Origin of the sequence: Sphingomonas xanthus, assembly GCF_007998985.1 — a bacterium.
Classification (GTDB): Bacteria; Pseudomonadota; Alphaproteobacteria; order Sphingomonadales; family Sphingomonadaceae; genus Sphingomicrobium; species Sphingomicrobium xanthum.
In genome coordinates this window covers 1161671-1180935 of record NZ_CP041659.1, presented here as the reverse complement: position 1 = coordinate 1180935, position 19265 = coordinate 1161671, and the positions used below count along the sequence as shown (strand labels likewise).

The window sequence follows — 19265 nt, the reverse complement described above, 5'->3', positions numbered from 1 at the left end:
CGTTAGGCCTTATCCGCCGACGGTGGTGCGGCGAAGATCGCGGGCGCGGGTGAGGATGATGTCCTCAAGTTTCTGAACCGTGGCCGCGGCGACGGGGGCATCAACCCAAACGCCAGACTGGTTGACCTGGCGGCTGGCGGCAACGCGCAACGCGTCGGCGCGCAGGTCTTGATCGATGATCGACACGGTGAGCTTGACCCGCTCACCCGGGGTGTTCGGGTTGATGTACCAGTCGGTGACGATGACGCCGCCATTCGAGTCGGCGGTGATCAGCGGGGCGAACGACAGCGTGTCGACCGCGGCCCGCCATAAATAGCTGTTCACGCCGATACTCGTCATCCGCGACGGGGCGAGTTCGCGAGGGACGTCGCGATTGCGCGAACAGGCGGACAGGGCGGTCCCGGCAACGGCCAGGGAAAGAACGGTAAGGGGCAAGCGGCGCATGTCGTCTCTCTTCGCGAAACAGGATATCCATGGCGTTATAGATGCTGTCCCCGGCTCGGCAAGCACCGGTTTGGGACGAACCGCACGGGCAACTTGTGGATTCCGCGCCACAGGCGCCATGGGAATCGACTCTGGTCATGGAACCGACAGCTTCGTCAGACTATGTAATGGATGAACAGGAGTCGGTTTAAAGTGGAAAACAGGGTCACAGCGATTGGCGGAAAGGCGGCGACGTTGCTCGCGGCCGGTGCGCTTATCATGACCCCGGTTCTTGGAATGGCGGCTGCAAGCGCCCAGCGCCCGCCGGCTATCTCCTTGAGCTTCGACAAGATTTCGACGTTCACTCCGGCGACTGCCGATCCGCGGCTTGCGGCGATGTTTGCCGGCAGGACGATTTCCTTGACCGATTTCAAATTCACTCCGGCGGCGCCCAAGGGCCGGACCTCGCAGGTGCGAATCGCGCTTCGTTCGCGCGGTGCGCCGACCCCGGTCGCGCCGTCTCAGATCACGTCGGCGTCGCCGGTTAGCAGCCTGACCCCGGCGCAATATGACCTCGGCATGGCGATCGGCTGGAAGCGGCTTGCGGTTTCCGGCGACGTTGCCCGGGCCAGCAGCCCGGATCCAGTGATTGGCACCCGCGAGACCGCGGTGGTCGGCGTCAGCTATAATCTCAAGAAATTCACCGGCCGAATCGCGCTCGGCGGCGAGCGGAACGATAGCCGGGTCGCGGCGCTTGCGCGTCCCGACAGCGTGTCGGTCGACGTCGGCGGCTCCTATAACATCAGCCGCAACATCGCGCTGACCGGCGGCGTCCGTTACAAGGTTGAGCGGGACCAGATTCCTGCGCTTGCGGACGACACGCATGACAGCAAGGCCGTCTACGTCGGCACTGCCTTCAAGTTCTAAGCTGATCTAGGCCTCGAGCCAGCAAGAAATTCCTGCATATCCGTGAAACACGTCGGGATGGGCAGCGTTCAGCTTCGTCCACCGTCGCTCGTCCATTCCGCCGAGGGCAATCGCGGGACAGCCGACAAGCCAGGCGAGCCGTATCGCACGCGATAAGGCCAGCGGCTGGGCCCCCGGATGGGACCGGGTCGGGAACAGCGCCGACACGAACGCCAGTGCCGCTCCGCTTTTTTCGGCTGCCTCCGCCTCCGCCTCGTCATGAACCGATCGCGAGCAAGGCAGGGCGGTCGCATAGGCTGGATTATGGACAAGTGCGGCGCCGAGTCGCTCGGCCAGCTCGGGGTCGCGCGACACCGCCAGGACAAGGCCTCTCGCCCTCGCTAGTCCGGCAAGCTGCCGCCCAAGCTCTGCGCGCTGCGGTCCCGCCAGGCCGTGGTGCCGAAACACAACCCCTGCTTGGCCCGACGGAAGGTGGTCAATGGCTTCCCACAAGCGCTTGCCGACGCGCTCGTCGGTCATCAGCCAGCGCTTGGGCCAGGGGGACTGGTTGCCTTCCATTCGACTATCTATAGCGTGGCGGATGAGCGACACCGATACCTGCCTGGCCGCGGTCCGTGCCGAAATTGCCAAGGCCGTAAAGGCGTCCCGCCGCAATCCCGACGATGTCGCCTTGGTCGCAGTCACCAAGCAGCGCTCCGCGGCCGAGATCGAGCCGCTTCTTCTCGCCGGACTTCGCGACTTTGGAGAGAACCGGGTAAACGAGGCTGCGGAAAAATGGGCGCCGCTTCGAAGCCGCTATCCCCAAGTCCGCCTGCACATGATCGGACGACTCCAGTCGAACAAGGCCGACGACGCGGTCGGCCTGTTCGACGTCATTCACTCGCTCGATCGTCGCTCGCTCCTCGACGCGCTGGTCGCGGCGGGGGAGAAGGCAGGCCGTTACCCGGCCGTCTATGTGCAGGTGAATATCGGCGCGGAGGAGCAGAAGGGTGGGGTCGCGGTCGACGACCTGCCGGCCTTTCTCGACGCAGTGCGCGCCTCGCCCTTGCCGCTCACCGGATTGATGGCGATGCCGCCGCATGGGAAGCAGCCTGGTCCCTACTTCGCCCTGCTTGCGGAACTCGCCCGGCGTCATGGCGTCGATGGCCTCAGCATGGGGATGTCGGGCGACTATCCGGTGGCGGTGATGCTTGGCGCCACCGCACTCCGAATCGGCTCGGCCCTGTTCGACGACTGAATCAGTCGAGGTGGCCGCTGCGCCGCTTCTTGGTCGCCAAATATTCCACGTTATGCGGGTTGGTCGGCATGTGATGCGCGACTCGCTCGACGACCGCGACTCCCTCGGCCGACAGTCCCTCAACCTTGGCCGGGTTGTTCGTCAGTAGGCGCACGCGGTCAATTCCCAGCGCGCGCAGCATCGCCGCAGCCATCGCATAGCCGCGTTCGTCGTCGGCAAAGCCAAGCCTTCGATTGGCATCGACTGTGTCGAGCCCGCGATCCTGTAGCGCGTAGGCACGAAGCTTATTGGCCAAGCCGATCCCGCGCCCTTCCTGGCGAAGGTAGAGCAGCACTCCGCCGCCGGCAGCGCCAATGATCCGCAGGGCCTCGGTCAGCTGCGGTCCGCAGTCGCATTTCAAACTGCCGAACACATCACCGGTCAGGCATTCGCTATGCAGGCGGACCAGCGGCGGCTCTCCGCCAAATGCTCCGATAACCAGCGCGACATGGTCCTCACCGGTTGCCGGATCTCGGAAGGAAACAAGCTGCGAGGAGGAAAGGTCGGCGATCGGAATCTTCGCGCGGGCGACGAGTTGCGCGACCGGCCGCGTGATAGCCGACGTCACTGCCTCGACCGTGACCGAGTCCGCAAATTCGCCGTCGATCCGCCAAAGCGCGGGAAGCAAACCGGCCATTCGCGCCAGCGAAAGCGCAGCTTGAGCTTCGGCTGGATGTTCCACGACTGTTGGCTGGAGCGGGCCGATCGGGCCGCGTTCGAGATCGCGGGCGGGATCGGCGAGGGCCCTGGCGACATCGCGGTCCAGCCAGTCGCAGGGCCGGAGTTCGACCGGACCGCCTACGCCCGCCGCGTCATGGGCGTTGCCCAGCCCCAGAGCCTCCGCCCGGTAGCCGCTGATAATGACGGGCGCACGCCGGTCGGGGTCGAGCAGGACGAGCATCGCCTCGCTGGCGCTTTCGACGGACAGGAATGCCGAACTGCCCACGACGAGCGGCCGGCCGGCCCTTAGGGCGGCAATCGCCCGGGCGAAATCGTCTGGCTCGCTCACACCTCAAGCTCGACAACCAGCGGGACATGATCTGACGGCTTGTCCCAGCTGCGGCATGGCTCGAGGACCCGGTGCGCGGTCGCCTGCGCCGCAAGCTCGGGGGAGGCCCACATATGGTCGAGGCGCCGGCCGCGATCGCTCGCTTCCCAGTCCTGGGCGCGATAACTCCACCAGGTGAAGCAGCGTTCGGGCGCGGGGATGAACTTGCGCCCAAGGTCGACCCAGTCGTGCGCCGCGCGCAGCCGCTCGAGCGTCTCGACTTCAAGCGGCGTGTGGCTGACTACGTTAAGCAGCGCCTTGTGGTTCCAGACGTCACATTCGAGCGGCGCGATGTTGAAATCCCCGACGATTAAAGTCGGCTCAGCCAACTTTTCCGACCACCGAGTCATGCGTTCGATGAAGTCGAGCTTCTGGCCGAACTTGGGATTGAGGTTGCGGTCAGGGATGTCGCCGCCGGCGGGAACATAGACATTTTCGAGGCGGATACCGCAGGCCAGCCGCGCACCGACGTGGCGCGCCTCGCCATTGTCCTGCCAGTCGTGCCGCCCGCTGTCGTGCAGCGGCAGCCGTGAAAGGATCGCGACCCCGTGATGCATCTTCTGGCCATTGAGCTCATGGTGGACATAGCCGCGCGAGTGAAACATCTGGCCTGGGAAGACCATGTCCTGCGCCTTGGTTTCCTGCAGGCACAATATGTCGGGCTGCTCCTCGTCTAGGAAGCGTTCGACGATATGCGCCCGGGCACGGACACTGTTGATATTCCAGGATGCGATCTTGAGCTTGGTCACGCGAATGTCCTGTAGCGACCTTGGCGTGCCTGTGAAGGCCGAAGTGCCGATGCCGCGAACATGGAAAGGCCCTGGCTCCGGGGGCATGGAACCAGGGCCGACCAAGCGTAAGTCACGCAAGGCGACCGGCGTGTCACCCGGGTAACAGGGGGAAACCCCGGTATCCGCCGATCTATGTCATGGTGTATCAACGGCAAGCTGTCCCCAAGCTTAACCGTTTTCGATTGCTACGCTTTTTTGCGTTTCGGTTCGGCATAAGTGAAGGCGCTGTCGGGCACCGCCACGTTATAACGCTGGTTCGACAGACGCACCGTCGTCTTCTTGTTTTGGGCGTCGATCGCCGTCCAGCCTTCGAGGCGAAGGCCCCCGGGCGCGCTTGCCGACTTTATGAAGGCCAGCACCAGCGTACCGAATTCGGGCCGGCGCGCGTCGCGCGCCCTTACGACCACGACTTGCGGATTGTCGCTCGGCACCAGCCGGGCGATCCGGCCGAGGTCAGGATTGGGCGACAGGAGTACCGACAAGGGTGACTTGGCAATCGGCCAGCTCGACTTTTGCCCGACGTCATAGTCGATGAAGGAAAGCGTCTTGCCGTTGGCTACCAGCAGCATGTTGACACCGCCGCCATAGGCGAACCGGATCTTGCCTGGCCGCTTGAGGCTGAGCGTTCCGGCCATTTGCCGGCCCTTGCCGTCGGTCTGGACGAAATTGGCCGTCATCGACTGGGTCGCCGACAGGCTGGCTTCTACCGACTTGAGGTCGTTGGCCTGGGCTGGCGCCGCAAGCGCCACCAGCGCGACCGGCACAAACGCGCGCGCAAAGGATTTGGAAGAAAGCATCGAAATCTCCTGGAAAATTCTGGCCATCATCGTGGCGTTCCGGGCTTGAATGCGTCCTGAACCCTTCGGTTCCCCAGGGTTCAGCTGCCCGGTCCTGTTCGCAACTCAGATCGGATGGCCCTCGGTGTCGATCAATACCTCGCGGCGGCCGACATGGTCGGGCTGGCCGACCAGCCCGTCTTTCTCCATCCGCTCAATCAGCCGCGCGGCACTATTATAGCCGACCCGCAGCTGCCGCTGCAGGTAGCTGGTCGAAGCCTTTTGGCTCTCGGCAACGATCTGCACCGCCTTGCGATAGAGCTGGGTCTCCGGGTCGTCGTCGCCGACCGGCTGGCCATCGAACAAATAGCCGCCGTCCTCCGGCTCCTCGGTAACCGACTGGATATAGTCGGGCGTGCCCTGCCGCCGCCAATGGTCGGCGATCGCACGAACCTCCTCGTCGCTGACGAAGGGACCATGGACCCGGATGATCTGCTTGCCGCCGGGCATATAGAGCATATCGCCCTTGCCCAGCAGCTGCTCGGCTCCCTGCTCGCCAAGGATCGTGCGCGAATCGATCTTGCTCGTCACCTGGAAGCTGATGCGGGTCGGAAGGTTGGCCTTGATCACCCCGGTGATGACGTCGACGGACGGCCGCTGCGTCGCCATGATCAGGTGAATCCCCGCCGCGCGTGCTTTTTGTGCCAGGCGCTGGATCAGGAATTCCACTTCCTTGCCTGCGGTCATCATCAGGTCGGCCAGTTCATCGACCACCACTACGATCTGCGGCAAGACGTCGTATTCCAGCTCTTCGGTCTCATAGACCGGCTGGCCGGTATCCGCGTCATAACCGGTCTGCACCCGACGGCCGAGCCGGGCACCCTTCGCCTTGGAATCGCGGACCTTGGCATTGAAGCTGGCAAGTTGCCGGACGCCTAGGCTGGCCATCATCCGATAACGTTCCTCCATCTGTTCGACGGTCCATTTGAGCGCGCGGATCGCCTTGCCGGGTTCGGTAACCACCGGCGCCAGCAGGTGGGGAATGTCGTCGTAGATGCTCAATTCCAGCATCTTCGGGTCGATCATGATCATCCGGCATTCGTCGGGACTCAGCCGATAGAGCAGTGACAGGATCATGCAGTTGAGGCCCACCGACTTGCCCGATCCGGTGGTTCCGGCGACCAGCAAGTGCGGCATCGGTGCAAGATCAGCGATCACCGGGTCGCCGCTGATATTCTTCCCCAGGATCAGGGGCAGCGCCATGTTCTGGTCCTCGAACGCCTGGCTTCCGATCAGTTCGGACAAGCTGACCGTCTCGCGCTTCTGGTTGGGCAGCTCGATGCCGATGACGCTTCGTCCCGGGATCGTCGCAACGCGTGCCGACAATGCCGACATGTTTCGGGCGATGTCGTCGGCTAGCTGGATGACGCGGCTGGCCTTGATCCCGCTTGCCGGCTCGAGCTCATACATGGTGACCACGGGGCCGGGGCGGACCTCGACGATATCGCCGCGGACGTGGAAATCCTCGAGGACGCTTTCGAGTAGCCGGGCGTTGCGCTCCAGGCCCGCGCGATCGATCTGCTTCTTGTCGCCGGGCGGCGGAGCGGCCAGCAGGTCGAGTGACGGCAGCTGGTAATTGTCGCCCAGCGCCAGGCTGGCCTGGCCGGCGGCCGCCTTGCCGCGTTTCGGGCCGGCCTTGGCCGCGGGCGCGATCGCCTTTGCCGGTTCGCCTACTGCGACGGCAGGACGCGAGCGCGGTGGCTGCGCTGCGTTCTCGCACTCGTTGTCGCGCTGCTCGCGGGTCCGTCGTGGGCGCGTCGGCGCCACAGACGGATCCCGCCGCAACTTGTCTGCGGCCCACTGCTTCTCCTCGGGTCGCAGGCCCAGCGACAGAAAACCAATGAATGCCCCGCCGATCGCCAGCAACGCCATCAGCGCGAGCCGGGTTGGTCCTTCGATCGCTGGGTCCCCGATCAGGCCGACCGCCGTTTCGGCGCCATAGGCACCGCCTAGGCCAATCACTCCGCCATAGCCGGCGGGAAGCCCGCTAACCGCGTCTCCGGCAAGCAGGCCCAGCGCCACGCCGATCAGTGCGGCTCCGGTCCCGCCGAGCAGTAGCGCCCGGCCTAGGCGCCCGGCCTCGGCGCCGCGAACCAGCCTGACACCGGCCAAGCCCACCAGCGGGAGGAACAGGGCAGACGCGGGCCCGAACAAGAACAGCATGAGATCGCTGGCATAGGCGCCGAATGTACCTATCCAATTGACCGGCGGCCCTCCCGCCGCAGTGCTGAAGCTGGGATCAACGCTGGAATGGGTGGCCAGCGCGACGGACAGCGCGAGCGAGAGGCCGATTAGCACGACCCCGATCGTCTTGCGGATGAAGGCGCGGACCGATGCCGCGAGCGTATCGCGCCAATGCGGCCCCAGTTCCTTTTTTTGCGCGCGCTGCGCCGCCGTCGCCATGACGTCAGTTCCCCCGGTCCTTCATCGTCCCATACTGCCTGTCGCCCGAGTCCGGAGCAAGACTTCCCTCGCCGCGATGCGATGGTTAGGGGAGGGAGATGGACCGAGCGGACGTGATCATCCTTGGCGGCGGGCTAGTCGGGCTCGCGCTGGCAGCTGCGCTCGACGCCAGCGGCCTGTCGTCGATCGTCATCGACCCGGCCGATCCCGATCAGCGCAATAACGCGGCGTTCGACGGGCGCACCAGCGCCTTGTCCTCCTCGTCGAGGCGGATGTTCGATACGATCGGTATCACCGATCATTTCCCGGTGCCCGGTTGCCCGATCCGGCGGATCGAGGTCGCCGACGGGCTCGATCCCGGCGGGCTGGTCTTCGACCCCGGCGACGATGGCGAGCCGCTCGGCTGGATGAACGAAAATCGCCACCTTCGCGCGGCGTTGCGCGCCCGGGCCGAACAGGGGCGGCACATCTGGCTGATGTGGAAGTCGAAACCCGCCGCAGTCGATCGCGCCGAACATGGCGTGACCGTCCGGCTCGAAGACGGTAGGGTGATGGGAGCGCCGTTGCTCGTCGCCGCCGAAGGTCGCAATTCGCCAACGCGGGAGGCGGCGGGGATCCGTTGCGCGCGCTGGAAATATGATCATGGCGCGATCGTGTCGACACTGCGCCACGAGCGGCCCCACGATCAGGTCGCGTATGAAATCTTCTATCCGGCGGGCCCCTTTGCGCTGCTGCCGATGACCGACGATGGCGGGCACCGGTCAGCGATCGTCTGGTCGGTCGCGGCCGACGATGTCCCCGGGCTCCTGTCCCTCAGCGACGAGGATTTCGCGGCCGAGGCGGAGGCGGCAATGGGTGGCTTCCTCGGCAAAATCGCGATGCTTGCCCCGCGCTCCACCTATCCACTTGGCTTCCACCATGCCGCGCGGATTACCGATCGGCGGCTGGCGCTGGTCGGCGATGCGGCCCATGGAATCCATCCGATTGCCGGCCAGGGCGTCAACCTCGGCTACCGCGACGCCGCGGCGCTGGCCCAGGTTCTGGTCGAAGGTGCGCGGCTCGGGCTCGATCTCGGGGACAGGCAACTGCTCGACCGCTATCAGCGGTGGAGGGGACTAGACACGTTCATGGTCAGCCTGGCGACCGACAGCCTTACCCGTATCTATGGGATTCCCGGTCAAGCCGCGTCGACAGTTCGGCGGTTCGGCATGGGCCTGATCAACCGGATCGGACCGGTCAAGGACCGGCTGATGGCCGAAGCGCGGGGAACTAGTGGGGACCTTCCGCTGCTGCTGCGCGGCCTGCCGATCTAACGATTACTGCAGCGTCTGGCCGGCATCCGCGCCCCCGGGCGCCAGCCGCTGAAATTGCATCAACTGCACCACCAGATCGGCTCGTCCGGCGAGCGAATCCTCTTCGAGCAGCGCCTGCTTGGCGCCCACATCGAACGGCGCGACTTGGGCAATGGCGTTGACCAGCATTTCGTCGTCGAGCTGACCGACGGCGCCCCAATCGACCGCTAGGCCCAGCGCATCACCGAACCGCCGCGCCTCCCGCTCGACCTCCGCGCGCTGAGCGAGTCCGAGCGGCTCAGGTTCGGAATCGTCGAAGGCAGCAAGGTCGACATCGGCCTGGCGATAGGGGGTGCCGAGATCGCGTTCGGCAATCAGGCGAAACCGGTTCGATCCGTGCAGGACGATGTTGAAGCGCCCGTCGTCGAGTTCCTCGGCAGCGATGATTTCGCCAACGCAACCCGACCGGAAAAGGGGAGCGGGATCGCCGCTGCCACTTGGCTGGATCATGCCGATACGGCCTTGTCCGGCCAGCGCGTCGCGAACCATGTCGCGGTAGCGCGGCTCAAAAATATGCAGCGGCAATTGCGAGCGAGGGAACAGGAGCCCGCCAGCCAACGGGAAAATGGGGATCCGGGTGGGGTTGCTGCCCATCATGTGAACAGCAGCGCCGACAAGCGACGGCGGACCGCGCGGCCCCATGGATCCTCGAACCCGGCAGCCTCGAGCATCTGCAGCAGCCTGGTACGCGCCGCCTCGTCGTTCCAGCCGCGGTCGCGGGCAATGATTTCCAGCAGGTGGTCCGCCGCTCCTTCGCGGTCGCCCGACGCCATCAGAGTCTGGGCAATGGCAAAGCGGGCCTCATGGTCATCCGGGTCGGCGGCCAGCCTACCTTGCTCGGCGGACACATCTGCCGCCGGCGTCTCCGCTACATCGAGGGCGGCTGTCGCACGGGCGACTGCGGGATGGGTGGAAAGCGTGCCATCGAGCGATCCCAACAGCGCCCTGGCTTCTTCGGTCCTGCCGGCGCCGATCATTGCCCGCGCCAGCCCGCCGATCACCTGCGGATTGTCCGGGTCCAGTTCGCGGATCTGAGTGAAGATATTCTCGGCCCGGTCGAAATCGCCTTCGGTTAACACTTCCTCGGCCATGGCAATCAGCGGCTCGACCTGCGCCGCCAGATCCTGCGCGGCTCCTTTGACAGGCAACTGGCCAAGCAACTGGTCGAGCGCGCGGCCCAGCTGTGCTTCGGTGCGATATTGGGTGAGGTCTGCGACCGGCTGTCCCTGGAACAGCGCATAGACGGTGGGAATCGACTGGATCCGGAACTGGGCGGCGATCAGCTTGTCTTGTTCGACGTCGATCTTGGCCAGCACCACGCCGCGGTCCGCATAATCGGCGGCGACCTTTTCAAGGACCGGCCCAAGCTGCTTGCATGGGCCGCACCAGTCCGCCCAGAAATCGAGGATCACCAGGCTGGTCATCGACGGTTCGATGACCTCGCGGCGAAACCGCTCGATCGCTTCCCGTTCGGATTCGCTGACGCCCAATGTGGCCACTGCCTGCTCCTCATTCGATGAAGGTTGCATATGGGCCCGCCCCGCTTGGCGGGCAAGGTTCGCTCCAAGGGGGTTGCGCGGCTGAAAAGCCGATGCTAGGCGCCCGCTCACCTCATCGCAGGCCACGATGCATCGGCTCGTTTCGGCACTGCGGTTCAGCTCAGAGCGGGCGTAGCTCAGGGGTAGAGCACAACCTTGCCAAGGTTGGGGTCGAGGGTTCGAATCCCTTCGCCCGCTCCAGCGCTGGCGGCTAGATGGCCGCCGCCGCTTCCCACAACATATAGGCTGCGACCGCGACGATCAGGGCGGCGAACACTTTGGTCAGCGCGCCGCGCGCCAAAGCCAGGCGAACAGCAAGTTTCTGGCCGGCGACCGATCCGATCAGGCCGCCCCCGATGAATGCGCCCGCAACGCCCCAGTCGACAAGTCCCGACAAGGCATAACTTCCGGCGGTGGTGAAGCCGAAACTGGTCACCGCAACCAAGCTAGTCGCCATGGCGTTGAAGATCGGCATGGCGGTCGCCGCGACTAGGCCCGGGACAATCAGAAATCCACCGCCTATCCCGAAGAATCCGGACATCAGTCCAGCGCTGATGCCGTACAGCGACAGCTTGACCACCGTTGCCCGGTCTAGTGCAAGACGATGCGGGGACTGCGGTTCGCCCCGGCGCAGCATCAGCGCCCCGACGATAATCATCAGGACTGCAAACAGCGCGAGAAGGCCTTCGCCGTCGAACGCCTTGCCGGCGATGGAGCCGAGTGCAGCGCCCAAAATTCCCGCCGCGGCGAAGATCAGGCCCGGTTTCCAACGGACCGCTCCGGAGCGGGTCTTGCCGACCAAGCCGATCAGGGCATTCGCACCGACCCCGACGGCGCTGGTGCCGATCGCCGCATGCGGACTGGCCATACCGACGGCATAGACCAGCCACGGCACCGCCAGGATCGAACCGCCACCGCCGACCAGCGCCAAGCTGAAGCCGACCAGGCTGCCGCCGATGGCCGCGATAATGGCGTCAACCAAGGCTTGGGGTGCCCCGGTTCCATGGCATCATCGCCAATAGCCGAGCCATGCCGCAAAAGCCGCTGATGCCGGCGAACATCAGGCCCGCACCGACAAAGATCGCCATTCCGATCCAAGCCGGCGCGATGAACAGCGACATCAGGGTCCCGAGCAGCACCAAGCCACCGGCGGCGATCATCACCTGCCGCTGCATCTCGATCGGGGCGCCCTTCGCTTTCTCGACGGGCTGCCCGGCGCGTTGCCAGCCGCTAAGTCCGCCTTCGACGATATAGCAATCTCGCCCGCCCGCTGCCGCGGCCAGCCGGTCGGCGGCCTGCGCCGTGCGCAGCCCGCTCCGGCAATGAAAAAGGAGAATGTCGCCCTTGAGGGGCCGTTCCAGCAACTGGCTGAGGGGCACGCTAGTCGCGCCGGCGATCCGTTCTCGGGCATGTTCGTCGGCGTCGCGGATATCGATCAGCCGCGCACCCTGGTCGATCAAGCGGCGGGCTTCGGCTGGAGAAATTGTACGAACGGTCACTTCAAATACTCCTTAAAGTTCTGGGCAGAATTGCTGGCGCAATGTGCCGAGCAGGGCACGGACCCTGTCGTCGGCGATCCGATAATGGACCGTCTGGGCCTCGCGCCGGATTTCGACGAGACCCTCGTCGCGCAGCTTGGCGAGGTGCTGCGACAAGGCCGACTGGCCGAGCGTCAGCCGCTTACCGAGCGCACTGACATTAAGTTCGCCTTCGGCCTCCAGATGGCAAAGGATCAACAGCCGTTGTTCATTGGCCAGCGCGCGCAGCATCGCGGCGGCGCTGCCAGCTTGTTGAATGAAATCGGCTTGCATCGTGTTCATAAGCAGTCACTAAATTAGCTCTTGCTTATATAATAGTCAAGGCTTATAGGTCATTCATGACCAAGCCAATGATCCGTGCCTTTTTCGATGAGCCGACCTTTACCGTGACCTACTTGGTGTGGGACCCGGAGACGCGCCTCGGAGTCGTGATCGACCCGGTGCTCGATTTCGACGTCGCCTCGGGCAGCGTCGACCAAACCTCGGTTGATGCGCTTTTGGAAGCCGCCGATTCGGAAAGCGTGACCATCCAATGGGTTCTCGAAACCCATGTCCATGCCGACCATCTCTCGGGTGCTCCGCTGATCAAGGCGCGGACCGGGGCCAAGGTCGCGATCGGTGAGCATGTCCGCGATGTGCAGACGATTTTCCGGCCAATCTTCGGCGCGGACGATCTTAAGTCGGACGGCGCCGATTTCGACCGGCTGCTGAGCGATGGCGAGATCATCGAGGTGGGCGGCCTGACCATCGAGTCGATCCACACCCCCGGCCACACGCCGGCTGACCTTAGCTATAAGATCGGCGACGCGGTGTTCGTCGGCGACACCCTGTTCATGCCTGACTATGGCACCGCCCGGGCCGACTTCCCTGGCGGCAGCGCCCGGCAACTTTACCAGTCGATCCGCAAGATTCTCTCGCTGCCGCCTGAAACCCGGCTGTTCATGTGCCACGACTACAAGGCGCCGGGCCGCGACGAATTCGCTTGGGAAACGACCGTCGGCGCCCAACGCGAAGCCAACCGCCATGTTCATCAGGGAATCAGCGAAGACGAATTTGTGGCCATGCGCGAAGAACGTGATCGCTCCCTCCCGGCGCCCCGACTGCTCATTCCATCAATCCAGGTCAACATGCGCGGCGGCCGATTCCCGCCCGCGGAAAAAGATGGCGTCCGCTATCTCAAAATCCCGGTCAAGCTGAAGGCAGGAGTGGACGAACAGCAACTCGGCTGACCCCCTTGGGGCATTTCGTTGGGGCTCCTGTTTCGCGGACCCTGACAAATCGGGGATAACCACTATATCTCGTCCAGGACGATAGCGGGTTTTTAACGGGGGTGGAATGCGGATCGACTGTGCCGGCGATGCTCCGGAGGCGCTCACCGCCGATGTTGCGATCATTGGGTCGGGCGCTGCCGGACAAGCCGCCGCACGCCGCCTCTTGAAGCACGGGTGCCGCGTCGTGATCATCGAAAGCGGCGGGATCGATCATGAGGCCGAGGCCGCCGATCTCAATGCCGGCGAAATCGTCGGGCAGCCCTATCATCCGCTCGATCACAGCCGTTTGCGTTTCTTCGGTGGTACGACCGCAGTATGGGGTGGACGTTGCGCCGAGCTCGACCCGATTGATTTTGAACGGCGTTCCTGGGTTCCTCACAGTGGCTGGCCGATCGCACCCGATGATATTGCCGGCGAGGCCGAAGAAGCCCGGCAGATGTTCGGCGTGGAACGGGCCGCTCCCCCGCAACAGGATTCCATCCTCAATAGATTTTCGCCCGAAGAGCTTGCCGTCCGATGGTGGAGTTTCGATCCCAAGTTCGACCGTTTCACGATCGATCGCGCATCCGACCTGGAAAGTGACCCGCGCTGCACCCTGCTGATCCACGCCACCGTTCGGGAGATAATCCCCGCACCCGACCTGCAATCGATTGAGCGGCTCGATATCGTTAAGCCCGACGGCCGAGTGATCGATGTCCGCGCCCGCCACTTCCTGCTGGCCGCTGGCGGTATCGAGAATCCCCGGATTCTCCTGGCATCGAATTCGGTTGCAACGGCCGGGCTTGGCAACGGCCACGACCTCGTCGGCCGTTATTTCATGGAGCATCCCCACGCTCGTGGCGGACGGATCATCGGCCGCTTCGAATGGCAATGGCTGTCGGCGTTCGCAAAGCGCCGTGTGGGCGGCGTCGAAATGTCGCCTGCAATCACCCCGTCGTCCGCGCTGCAGCGCCGTGAAGGGCTTCTCAACAGCGCCATCACCGTCGCCGTCCGCCAGCCCGAAGGCGGCAGCCATCCGCTGCTCAAACGGGCCTACCTTCACGTCAAGCACCGCACCGCCCCGACCCGGCGTGGGCGTTCACTATGGAAGGCGACGAAACAACTCGTTCGCGGATATACTGGCGCGATCGGCCCGCTTCACCCCTGGGCGATGAAACGGCTCAACAATCTTGACCTGGCGCTGGTGGTCCGCGCCGAACAGGCCCCCAATCCCGATAGCCGCGTCCTCCTGTCCGATAGTCGCGACGCCAGCGGCATGCCGCGCGCCAGACTCGACTGGCGTTTGTCGGCGATTGATGTCGATAGCGTTGCCGGGCTTGTCGCGGCCATTGGCCGTGAAGCCGAGCGGCTTGGGCTTGGCACTGCCGAGCCTGCGACCTGGCTCAGTGCAGGTTCCAAGCAATGGGTGAGCGACGGGCTGGTCAGCGCCCATCCCATCGGTGGATTCCATCATATGGGTACCACCCGCATGGCCGACGATCCCAAGCGCGGCGTCACCGATAGCTGGGGCAAGGTCCATGGACTGGCCAATCTGCACATCGCTGGCAGCTCGCTATTTCCCACCGGCGGCTGGGCTAATCCGACGCTGACCATCGTTGCCCTTGCTCTGCGCACCGCGGACCGGATCGCCGAGAGTATCCGCCGGCCGGCGGTCCGAACCATTACGGCAACGGGTGCTGACGGTACCACTGGGTAAGGATATATTTTGTCCCCTGCCGGACCTTCATGCCCTGATGGAGCGTCGCGGGGTTGGGTTGTCCGTCCGGCCTGAGGTTGTTCCAGATCAGAAGCTTGCCGCGCTCCGGCATTACCGTCTTGCCGATCAGCTTGAACCGCGTTGCGCCCCCGGCCTCGGGCGCATTGAGGTAAATCATCGCCGTCCAGCTGCGCTGTCCCGAATCCGCGCAATGCAGGAAATAATCGGCGCTGCCGGGATTAAAGCTGTCGGTATGCGGCTTGAACTCCTGTCCGGGGGCGTAGCGCTGGCCCTGCAGGGCTTCCGCATGCGCCCGACCAATCGCAAGCAGGTCGCAAAGCCGCTGCTGGACCGACGCAACCAACGGATCGGCGGGATCAAGGTCGCAGGACTCGCTGGTCCGGAAATCGGGGATGCCCTGGTCGTCGGCGAGCGTCGAGGGCCTCCGGTCCCGATCGATCAACGCGACCAGCTGCGCGCACTCCCACTCGTCGAGGAAGTCTCGCATCAGGAACAGGTCGAGCTTGGGATTGGGAACGCGCTGGATTGCAGGGTTGGCCCGCAATCGTTCAAGGGTCGGTTCAGCCGCCACGCCGGGCTTCGTGATCGGCGATAACCGCCCGGGCGATTTTCTGCATAAATTCCTGGGCCGCGCCGTCCGACTTGCTCGGGACGGTCATGATCGCCATCGCATAGGCTGTGCCGTCGGGGGCGGTAAGGATGCCGATATCGTTGATCCCGCCGACCCGGCCCTGAAAATTCTGCCCGGTGCCGGTCTTGTGGCTCCACTTCCACCCCGGCTTCATCGCTGCGCGGACGCGCAGCGCGCCCGTCTTGGTCGAGGCCATTGTCGACAGCAGCCGCTGGGTCGAGGCAGGCGACAGTAATTCGCCGCGCTTCAGCCGAGCTAGCGACTGGGTCACCGCCTGCGGAGCAGCGCCGTCATAGGGATCGGCGATATAGCGTTCGAACGAGGCCTTCCGCACGGCCGACGGGAGCGCGCCACGCGCCTTGTAAAAGGCGTCCCCGACCGAATAGCTCTGGCTCCAGATGAGGCCGGCGATGCGCGACTGGAGCGCCCGCTCGCCCTCATAGAAGCGAATTGATCCCAAGCGTTTGGAGTCGATCATGTCGCGAACCGCCAGCGGTCCCCCGACCGAGCGCATCAGCTTGTCATTGGCGGTATTGTCGCTCTCGGTAATCGCTGACTGGAGCAGCGCCCCCAGCGTGGTCGTGTGGCTGCCGTTGCCCAGCACCTTGGTACGGATCGGCTGATGGAACAGGGTCAAATCGTCCCGGCCGATGGTCACCCGATCGTTGAGGCTGACCCGTCCCCGATCGACGGCGTCCAACGCGGTGATTGCCACCCAGAGCTTGGAACAGCTCTGCTGGGGAAACAGCTTCCGGTCGTTATAACCGATCTGCCACCCGTCCTTGATTGACATCACCGAAACGCCGGCAATTCCCGGAAAGGCGCGGCTCAGCGAACTGATCTGCTCGCGAAGTTCCAGTGGCCCGGTCTTAACCGCCCGGGTTTGCTGAACCGCGTCGCTGGGCAAGGGGGCAAGAGGATCGGAAGCTTGCGAAGCTGAAGCCGTCGGCGAGGCAACCAGGCCCGCCGCGATGAACAACCGATACGCAAATGACGTCATGCCGCCCTTATCCCCCTGTTACTCCGTCAGTCTCTTGAAGGTCTTAGCCCCGGCCGGCTGAACCTGGCCTTGCCCGCGAAACTTGCAAATCCGGCCTGCCTTGCCAACCCCGCTAGATCGCCTGTGCCGGAACCATCCGGCTTCCGCCGCCCATCAGCGCCGCGGATTCGATCTCGTCCAGCGCGCGGTGCGCGGAGATGTAGCGGCGGGCCCGCCCGATCCAGTCGCTGGCATTGATCGCGCCCGGCAGGCGCATGGTTTCCGCCAACGCGGCATCGACCTCCCCGGCTTTGAGTCGCGCCAGCGCGCGGTCGTAGCGGGCCTGTGGGCGGGGCGAGGGCGTGTCGCCCCGGCGGAAGGAGACGACCCCGCCCAGCTCACGACGAAACGCGTCCCACCATCCTTCCTCGGGGCCCCCACCGCGCAACTGCGGTCCGAGCGTTTCATATTGTTCGACCAGCCCTTCGAGGCGAACCGGGTCGCGCGACGCAGTGACGATCGTCGAAATCGACCCCTGGTGGGTCGCTCCGAAACGTTGGACGAGCAGCGGCTCGAGATAACCAAGCGCCACGCCGCGGTCGATCGCCCGGCGCGCGGCAAAGGCGATTAGCAGCGCGTCCGCCCGTCCGGCCGACCCGGCGGCGGCCTCAGCAGCGCCTTCGATCGCGCTCAATCGGGATTCCAGCGTCGCGATGCGCGCGACGTCGGCGGCGCTCAGCGACTGGGCAGCAGTCGGCGGCGGCGAAGTGCTGATGATCGGCTGGCGAACGATCTCCAGCGGCGGCTGGGGCGCAACCCCGATAAACCGCGCTGCTTCGTCCCAGCGCGTCAGTCCCCAGGTCGCCAAGGCGGCCCCGGCTACCAGGAGCAGCAAGCTCCAGGCGATGCGGGCGCTCCAGGATCCAGTGTGGCGGGCGGTGTTCACGGTCATCGGTCGGCCGCTGTGTGACACAGCCGCGCGGCCAGCGCCAGCAGGCGTGAATCGTCGGGTCTGTCGGCCCATTCGACCCGCTCCCAGCCAGTCCCGCAGGCCAGCGCCGCGGCCTTGCTGATCGCGCAGATCGCCGCGCGCTGCGAGGTGCAGGCCAGTTCGGCCAGCCGCCTGCCGGCCCGGGCGCTGTGCACGGCAATGACGGTATCGGATAGATCGGGCAACGACGCTGCTTCAACTGTGCGCGCTTCATAAACGGGGATGTTGAGCACCCGCGGATCATCCGAACCCGAAGCGCGATGCGTACCGCAGAGGTGAAGCAGGCGAAGTTCGTCGGGAAGCGACTCCAGCAGTGAAGCCGCATCGCCATTGCCTACCGTCGCGACCGTGAATCCGGCGCCTCGGGCTGCTTCGGCGGTCGCCTCGCCCACGGCATGGACTGGTAGCGGCCGATACGGCGCGAGCGCCGGTCCACCGTGCCTGACCGCATTGGCGCTGGTTAGCAGCAGCCCAGTGAACGCGCCGCGCGCCGGAGCTTGCCAGTCGCGCGCAATGACTTCGAACAAGGGGCAGGCAATGGGTTCAAGGCCCAGCGATCTCGCGCGCTCCGCCGTTTCCGACAATCCTGGCTCGGAGCGCAGAAGGATAAGCGGCTTCATCCGGTAAACAGGGCTTGGACCGCGTCGGGCGCTTCGGCAAGCATCGCCCGGCCCAGGTCGGCGGGCCCGTCGAGGTCGCCGGCCGCAAACCATGCCTCCCGGTAGATGTGGCAGCGGCCGTCTTCGCTCAGCAGTTCGCAGCGGAATGTCAGCATCTCGTCCTTCACGGTGGCCTGAGCCGCAACCGGCGAATGGCAGCTGCCGCCGAGCGCGCGGACGAACGCGCGTTCCGCAGCCACCGCCACATGGGTCGGGTGATGGTCGATCGCCGCCAGCAGGGTTTCGACCCGGCCATCGCCCGCGCGGCACTCGATCCCGATCGCGCCCTGTCCGGGCGCCGGCAGCAGGTCGATCGCTACGCCGGTTGTGCCGCGCCCCAGCCGATCGAGCCCGGCGGCCGCCAGCAGTGTCGCGTCGACCTCGCCTGCGGCAAGCTTTGCTAGCCGGGTATCGACATTGCCGCGGATCGGCACCGTGTTGAGGTCCGGGCGCCGCTGTTTCAACTGGGCCGCCCGGCGCGGCGAACTTGTGCCCACGGTCGCCCCCCGCGCTAGTGCCGCGACCGACGCCGCCCCGATCAACCGGTCTTGCACATCGGCGCGGGGCAGCATCGCGGCGATACGCAGCGCATCGGGCCGGATGGCCTCGACGTCTTTCATCGAATGGACCGAACAATCAGTTTCGCCGGCCAGCAGGGCGCGGTCGAGTTCCTTGGTCCACAGGGCTTTGCCACCGATATCGGCGAGCGGCCGGTCCTGGATTCGGTCGCCACTGGTCGTCACGGTGCGAATGGCGACTGTACCCGCGGCCCAGCCTTGCGCCTCCTCGACGGCCCGGGCCACCAAATGGGCCTGGGCGAGGGCAAGCGGCGATCCGCGGGTGCCGATTATGAGCGGGCTCGATGTCATCGCCCCCCGCGCTAGC

General features: G+C 65.2%; 21 protein-coding genes and 1 tRNA gene. 6 read left to right on the top strand and 16 right to left on the bottom strand.

Going from position 1 to position 19265, the window contains the following annotated elements; translation table 11 throughout:
• Positions 1-9 precede the first annotated feature (9 nt).
• Positions 10-444 (bottom strand): DUF3576 domain-containing protein, encoded by a 435-nt coding sequence (locus FMM02_RS05920; RefSeq protein WP_147493991.1) that lies wholly within the window; start codon positions 442-444, stop codon positions 10-12.
• Positions 445-636: 192 nt separating this feature from the next.
• On the opposite strand from FMM02_RS05920, the gene FMM02_RS05915 reads away from it, so the two are divergent.
• Entirely contained in the window at positions 637-1350 is a 714-nt protein-coding gene (locus tag FMM02_RS05915) for a hypothetical protein (RefSeq protein ID WP_147493990.1), read from the top strand.
• A 6-nt stretch (positions 1351-1356) separates the two neighbouring features.
• Here the strand turns inward: FMM02_RS05915 and FMM02_RS05910 are convergent, their stop codons facing one another.
• Positions 1357-1869: a thiamine phosphate synthase gene (locus FMM02_RS05910; RefSeq protein WP_187107706.1), complete on the bottom strand. Its 513-nt coding sequence runs from the start codon at positions 1867-1869 to the stop codon at positions 1357-1359.
• Positions 1870-1930: 61 nt separating this feature from the next.
• Between FMM02_RS05910 and FMM02_RS05905 the strand changes: the two genes are divergently transcribed.
• Positions 1931-2587: a YggS family pyridoxal phosphate-dependent enzyme gene (locus FMM02_RS05905; RefSeq protein ID WP_147493988.1), complete on the top strand. Its 657-nt coding sequence runs from the start codon at positions 1931-1933 to the stop codon at positions 2585-2587.
• A gap of 1 nt (position 2588) precedes the next feature.
• Here FMM02_RS05905 and ribA read toward each other — a convergent pair whose 3' ends face one another.
• The 4 genes from ribA to FMM02_RS05885 all read right to left on the bottom strand — a co-directional run bounded on the left by ribA (position 2589) and on the right by FMM02_RS05885 (position 7704).
• A complete protein-coding gene (gene ribA / locus FMM02_RS05900) occupies positions 2589-3635 on the bottom strand; it encodes a GTP cyclohydrolase II (RefSeq protein WP_187107705.1) in 1047 nt (348 codons plus the stop codon).
• Complete coding sequence (xth, locus tag FMM02_RS05895; RefSeq protein ID WP_246104735.1) at positions 3632-4423, bottom strand: exodeoxyribonuclease III; 792 nt, start codon at positions 4421-4423, stop codon at positions 3632-3634. Before xth ends, ribA begins: the two co-directional genes overlap by 4 nt.
• Positions 4424-4650: 227 nt before the next feature.
• A complete protein-coding gene (locus FMM02_RS05890) occupies positions 4651-5292 on the bottom strand; it encodes a LolA family protein (RefSeq protein WP_246104734.1) in 642 nt (213 codons plus the stop codon).
• Positions 5293-5367: 75 nt separating this feature from the next.
• A complete protein-coding gene (locus FMM02_RS05885; RefSeq protein ID WP_147493986.1) occupies positions 5368-7704 on the bottom strand; it encodes a DNA translocase FtsK in 2337 nt (778 codons plus the stop codon).
• A gap of 98 nt (positions 7705-7802) precedes the next feature.
• Between FMM02_RS05885 and FMM02_RS05880 the strand changes: the two genes are divergently transcribed.
• Positions 7803-9017 (top strand): FAD-dependent monooxygenase, encoded by a 1215-nt coding sequence (locus tag FMM02_RS05880; protein WP_147493985.1) that lies wholly within the window; start codon positions 7803-7805, stop codon positions 9015-9017.
• Between the two features lie 3 nt (positions 9018-9020).
• On the opposite strand, the gene FMM02_RS05875 is transcribed toward FMM02_RS05880, so the two are convergent.
• Together FMM02_RS05875 and FMM02_RS05870 are read right to left on the bottom strand one after the other, a co-directional pair.
• A complete protein-coding gene (locus tag FMM02_RS05875) occupies positions 9021-9653 on the bottom strand; it encodes an LON peptidase substrate-binding domain-containing protein (protein ID WP_425473597.1) in 633 nt (210 codons plus the stop codon).
• Positions 9650-10585 carry a tetratricopeptide repeat protein gene (locus FMM02_RS05870; RefSeq protein ID WP_147493984.1) on the bottom strand — a complete coding sequence of 312 codons (936 nt, stop codon included), beginning with the start codon at positions 10583-10585 and terminating at the stop codon, positions 9650-9652. The genes FMM02_RS05875 and FMM02_RS05870 overlap by 4 nt, the downstream gene beginning before the upstream one ends.
• A 135-nt stretch (positions 10586-10720) precedes the next feature.
• Here FMM02_RS05870 and FMM02_RS05865 point away from each other — a divergent pair.
• A tRNA-Gly gene (locus tag FMM02_RS05865) sits at positions 10721-10795 on the top strand.
• Positions 10796-10805: 10 nt separating this feature from the next.
• Here FMM02_RS05865 and FMM02_RS05860 read toward each other — a convergent pair.
• The 3 genes from FMM02_RS05860 to FMM02_RS05850 are packed head-to-tail and all read right to left on the bottom strand — an operon-like array spanning position 10806 to position 12414.
• Positions 10806-11576: a sulfite exporter TauE/SafE family protein gene (locus FMM02_RS05860; protein WP_147493983.1), complete on the bottom strand. Its 771-nt coding sequence runs from the start codon at positions 11574-11576 to the stop codon at positions 10806-10808.
• Positions 11569-12093 carry a rhodanese family protein gene (locus FMM02_RS05855; RefSeq protein WP_147493982.1) on the bottom strand — a complete coding sequence of 175 codons (525 nt, stop codon included), beginning with the start codon at positions 12091-12093 and terminating at the stop codon, positions 11569-11571. Before FMM02_RS05855 ends, FMM02_RS05860 begins: the two co-directional genes overlap by 8 nt.
• Positions 12094-12105: 12 nt before the next feature.
• A complete protein-coding gene (locus FMM02_RS05850) occupies positions 12106-12414 on the bottom strand; it encodes an ArsR/SmtB family transcription factor (protein ID WP_147493981.1) in 309 nt (102 codons plus the stop codon).
• Between the two features lie 56 nt (positions 12415-12470).
• On the opposite strand from FMM02_RS05850, the gene FMM02_RS05845 reads away from it, so the two are divergent.
• Together FMM02_RS05845 and FMM02_RS05840 are read left to right on the top strand one after the other, a co-directional pair.
• Positions 12471-13361, top strand: a complete 891-nt coding sequence (locus FMM02_RS05845; RefSeq protein WP_147493980.1) for an MBL fold metallo-hydrolase — start codon at positions 12471-12473, stop codon at positions 13359-13361.
• 106 nt (positions 13362-13467) lie between these two features.
• Positions 13468-15099, top strand: coding sequence for an FAD-dependent oxidoreductase (locus tag FMM02_RS05840; RefSeq protein WP_147493979.1), 1632 nt, complete (start codon positions 13468-13470; stop codon positions 15097-15099).
• On the opposite strand, the gene FMM02_RS05835 is transcribed toward FMM02_RS05840, so the two are convergent.
• The 5 genes from FMM02_RS05835 to hemC form a co-directional block, all read right to left on the bottom strand.
• Positions 15065-15691: a prolyl hydroxylase family protein gene (locus FMM02_RS05835; protein WP_246104733.1), complete on the bottom strand. Its 627-nt coding sequence runs from the start codon at positions 15689-15691 to the stop codon at positions 15065-15067. The two genes, FMM02_RS05840 and FMM02_RS05835, sit on opposite strands and share 35 nt — an antisense overlap.
• Complete coding sequence (locus FMM02_RS05830; RefSeq protein WP_147493978.1) at positions 15681-16751, bottom strand: serine hydrolase; 1071 nt, start codon at positions 16749-16751, stop codon at positions 15681-15683. Before FMM02_RS05830 ends, FMM02_RS05835 begins: the two co-directional genes overlap by 11 nt.
• A 112-nt stretch (positions 16752-16863) precedes the next feature.
• A complete protein-coding gene (locus FMM02_RS05825) occupies positions 16864-17682 on the bottom strand; it encodes a hypothetical protein (protein ID WP_147493977.1) in 819 nt (272 codons plus the stop codon).
• A complete protein-coding gene (locus FMM02_RS05820; protein ID WP_187107704.1) occupies positions 17679-18341 on the bottom strand; it encodes a uroporphyrinogen-III synthase in 663 nt (220 codons plus the stop codon). Before FMM02_RS05820 ends, FMM02_RS05825 begins: the two co-directional genes overlap by 4 nt.
• Positions 18338-19249, bottom strand: coding sequence for a hydroxymethylbilane synthase (hemC, locus tag FMM02_RS05815; RefSeq protein ID WP_147493975.1), 912 nt, complete (start codon positions 19247-19249; stop codon positions 18338-18340). Before hemC ends, FMM02_RS05820 begins: the two co-directional genes overlap by 4 nt.
• Positions 19250-19265: the final 16 nt, after the last annotated feature.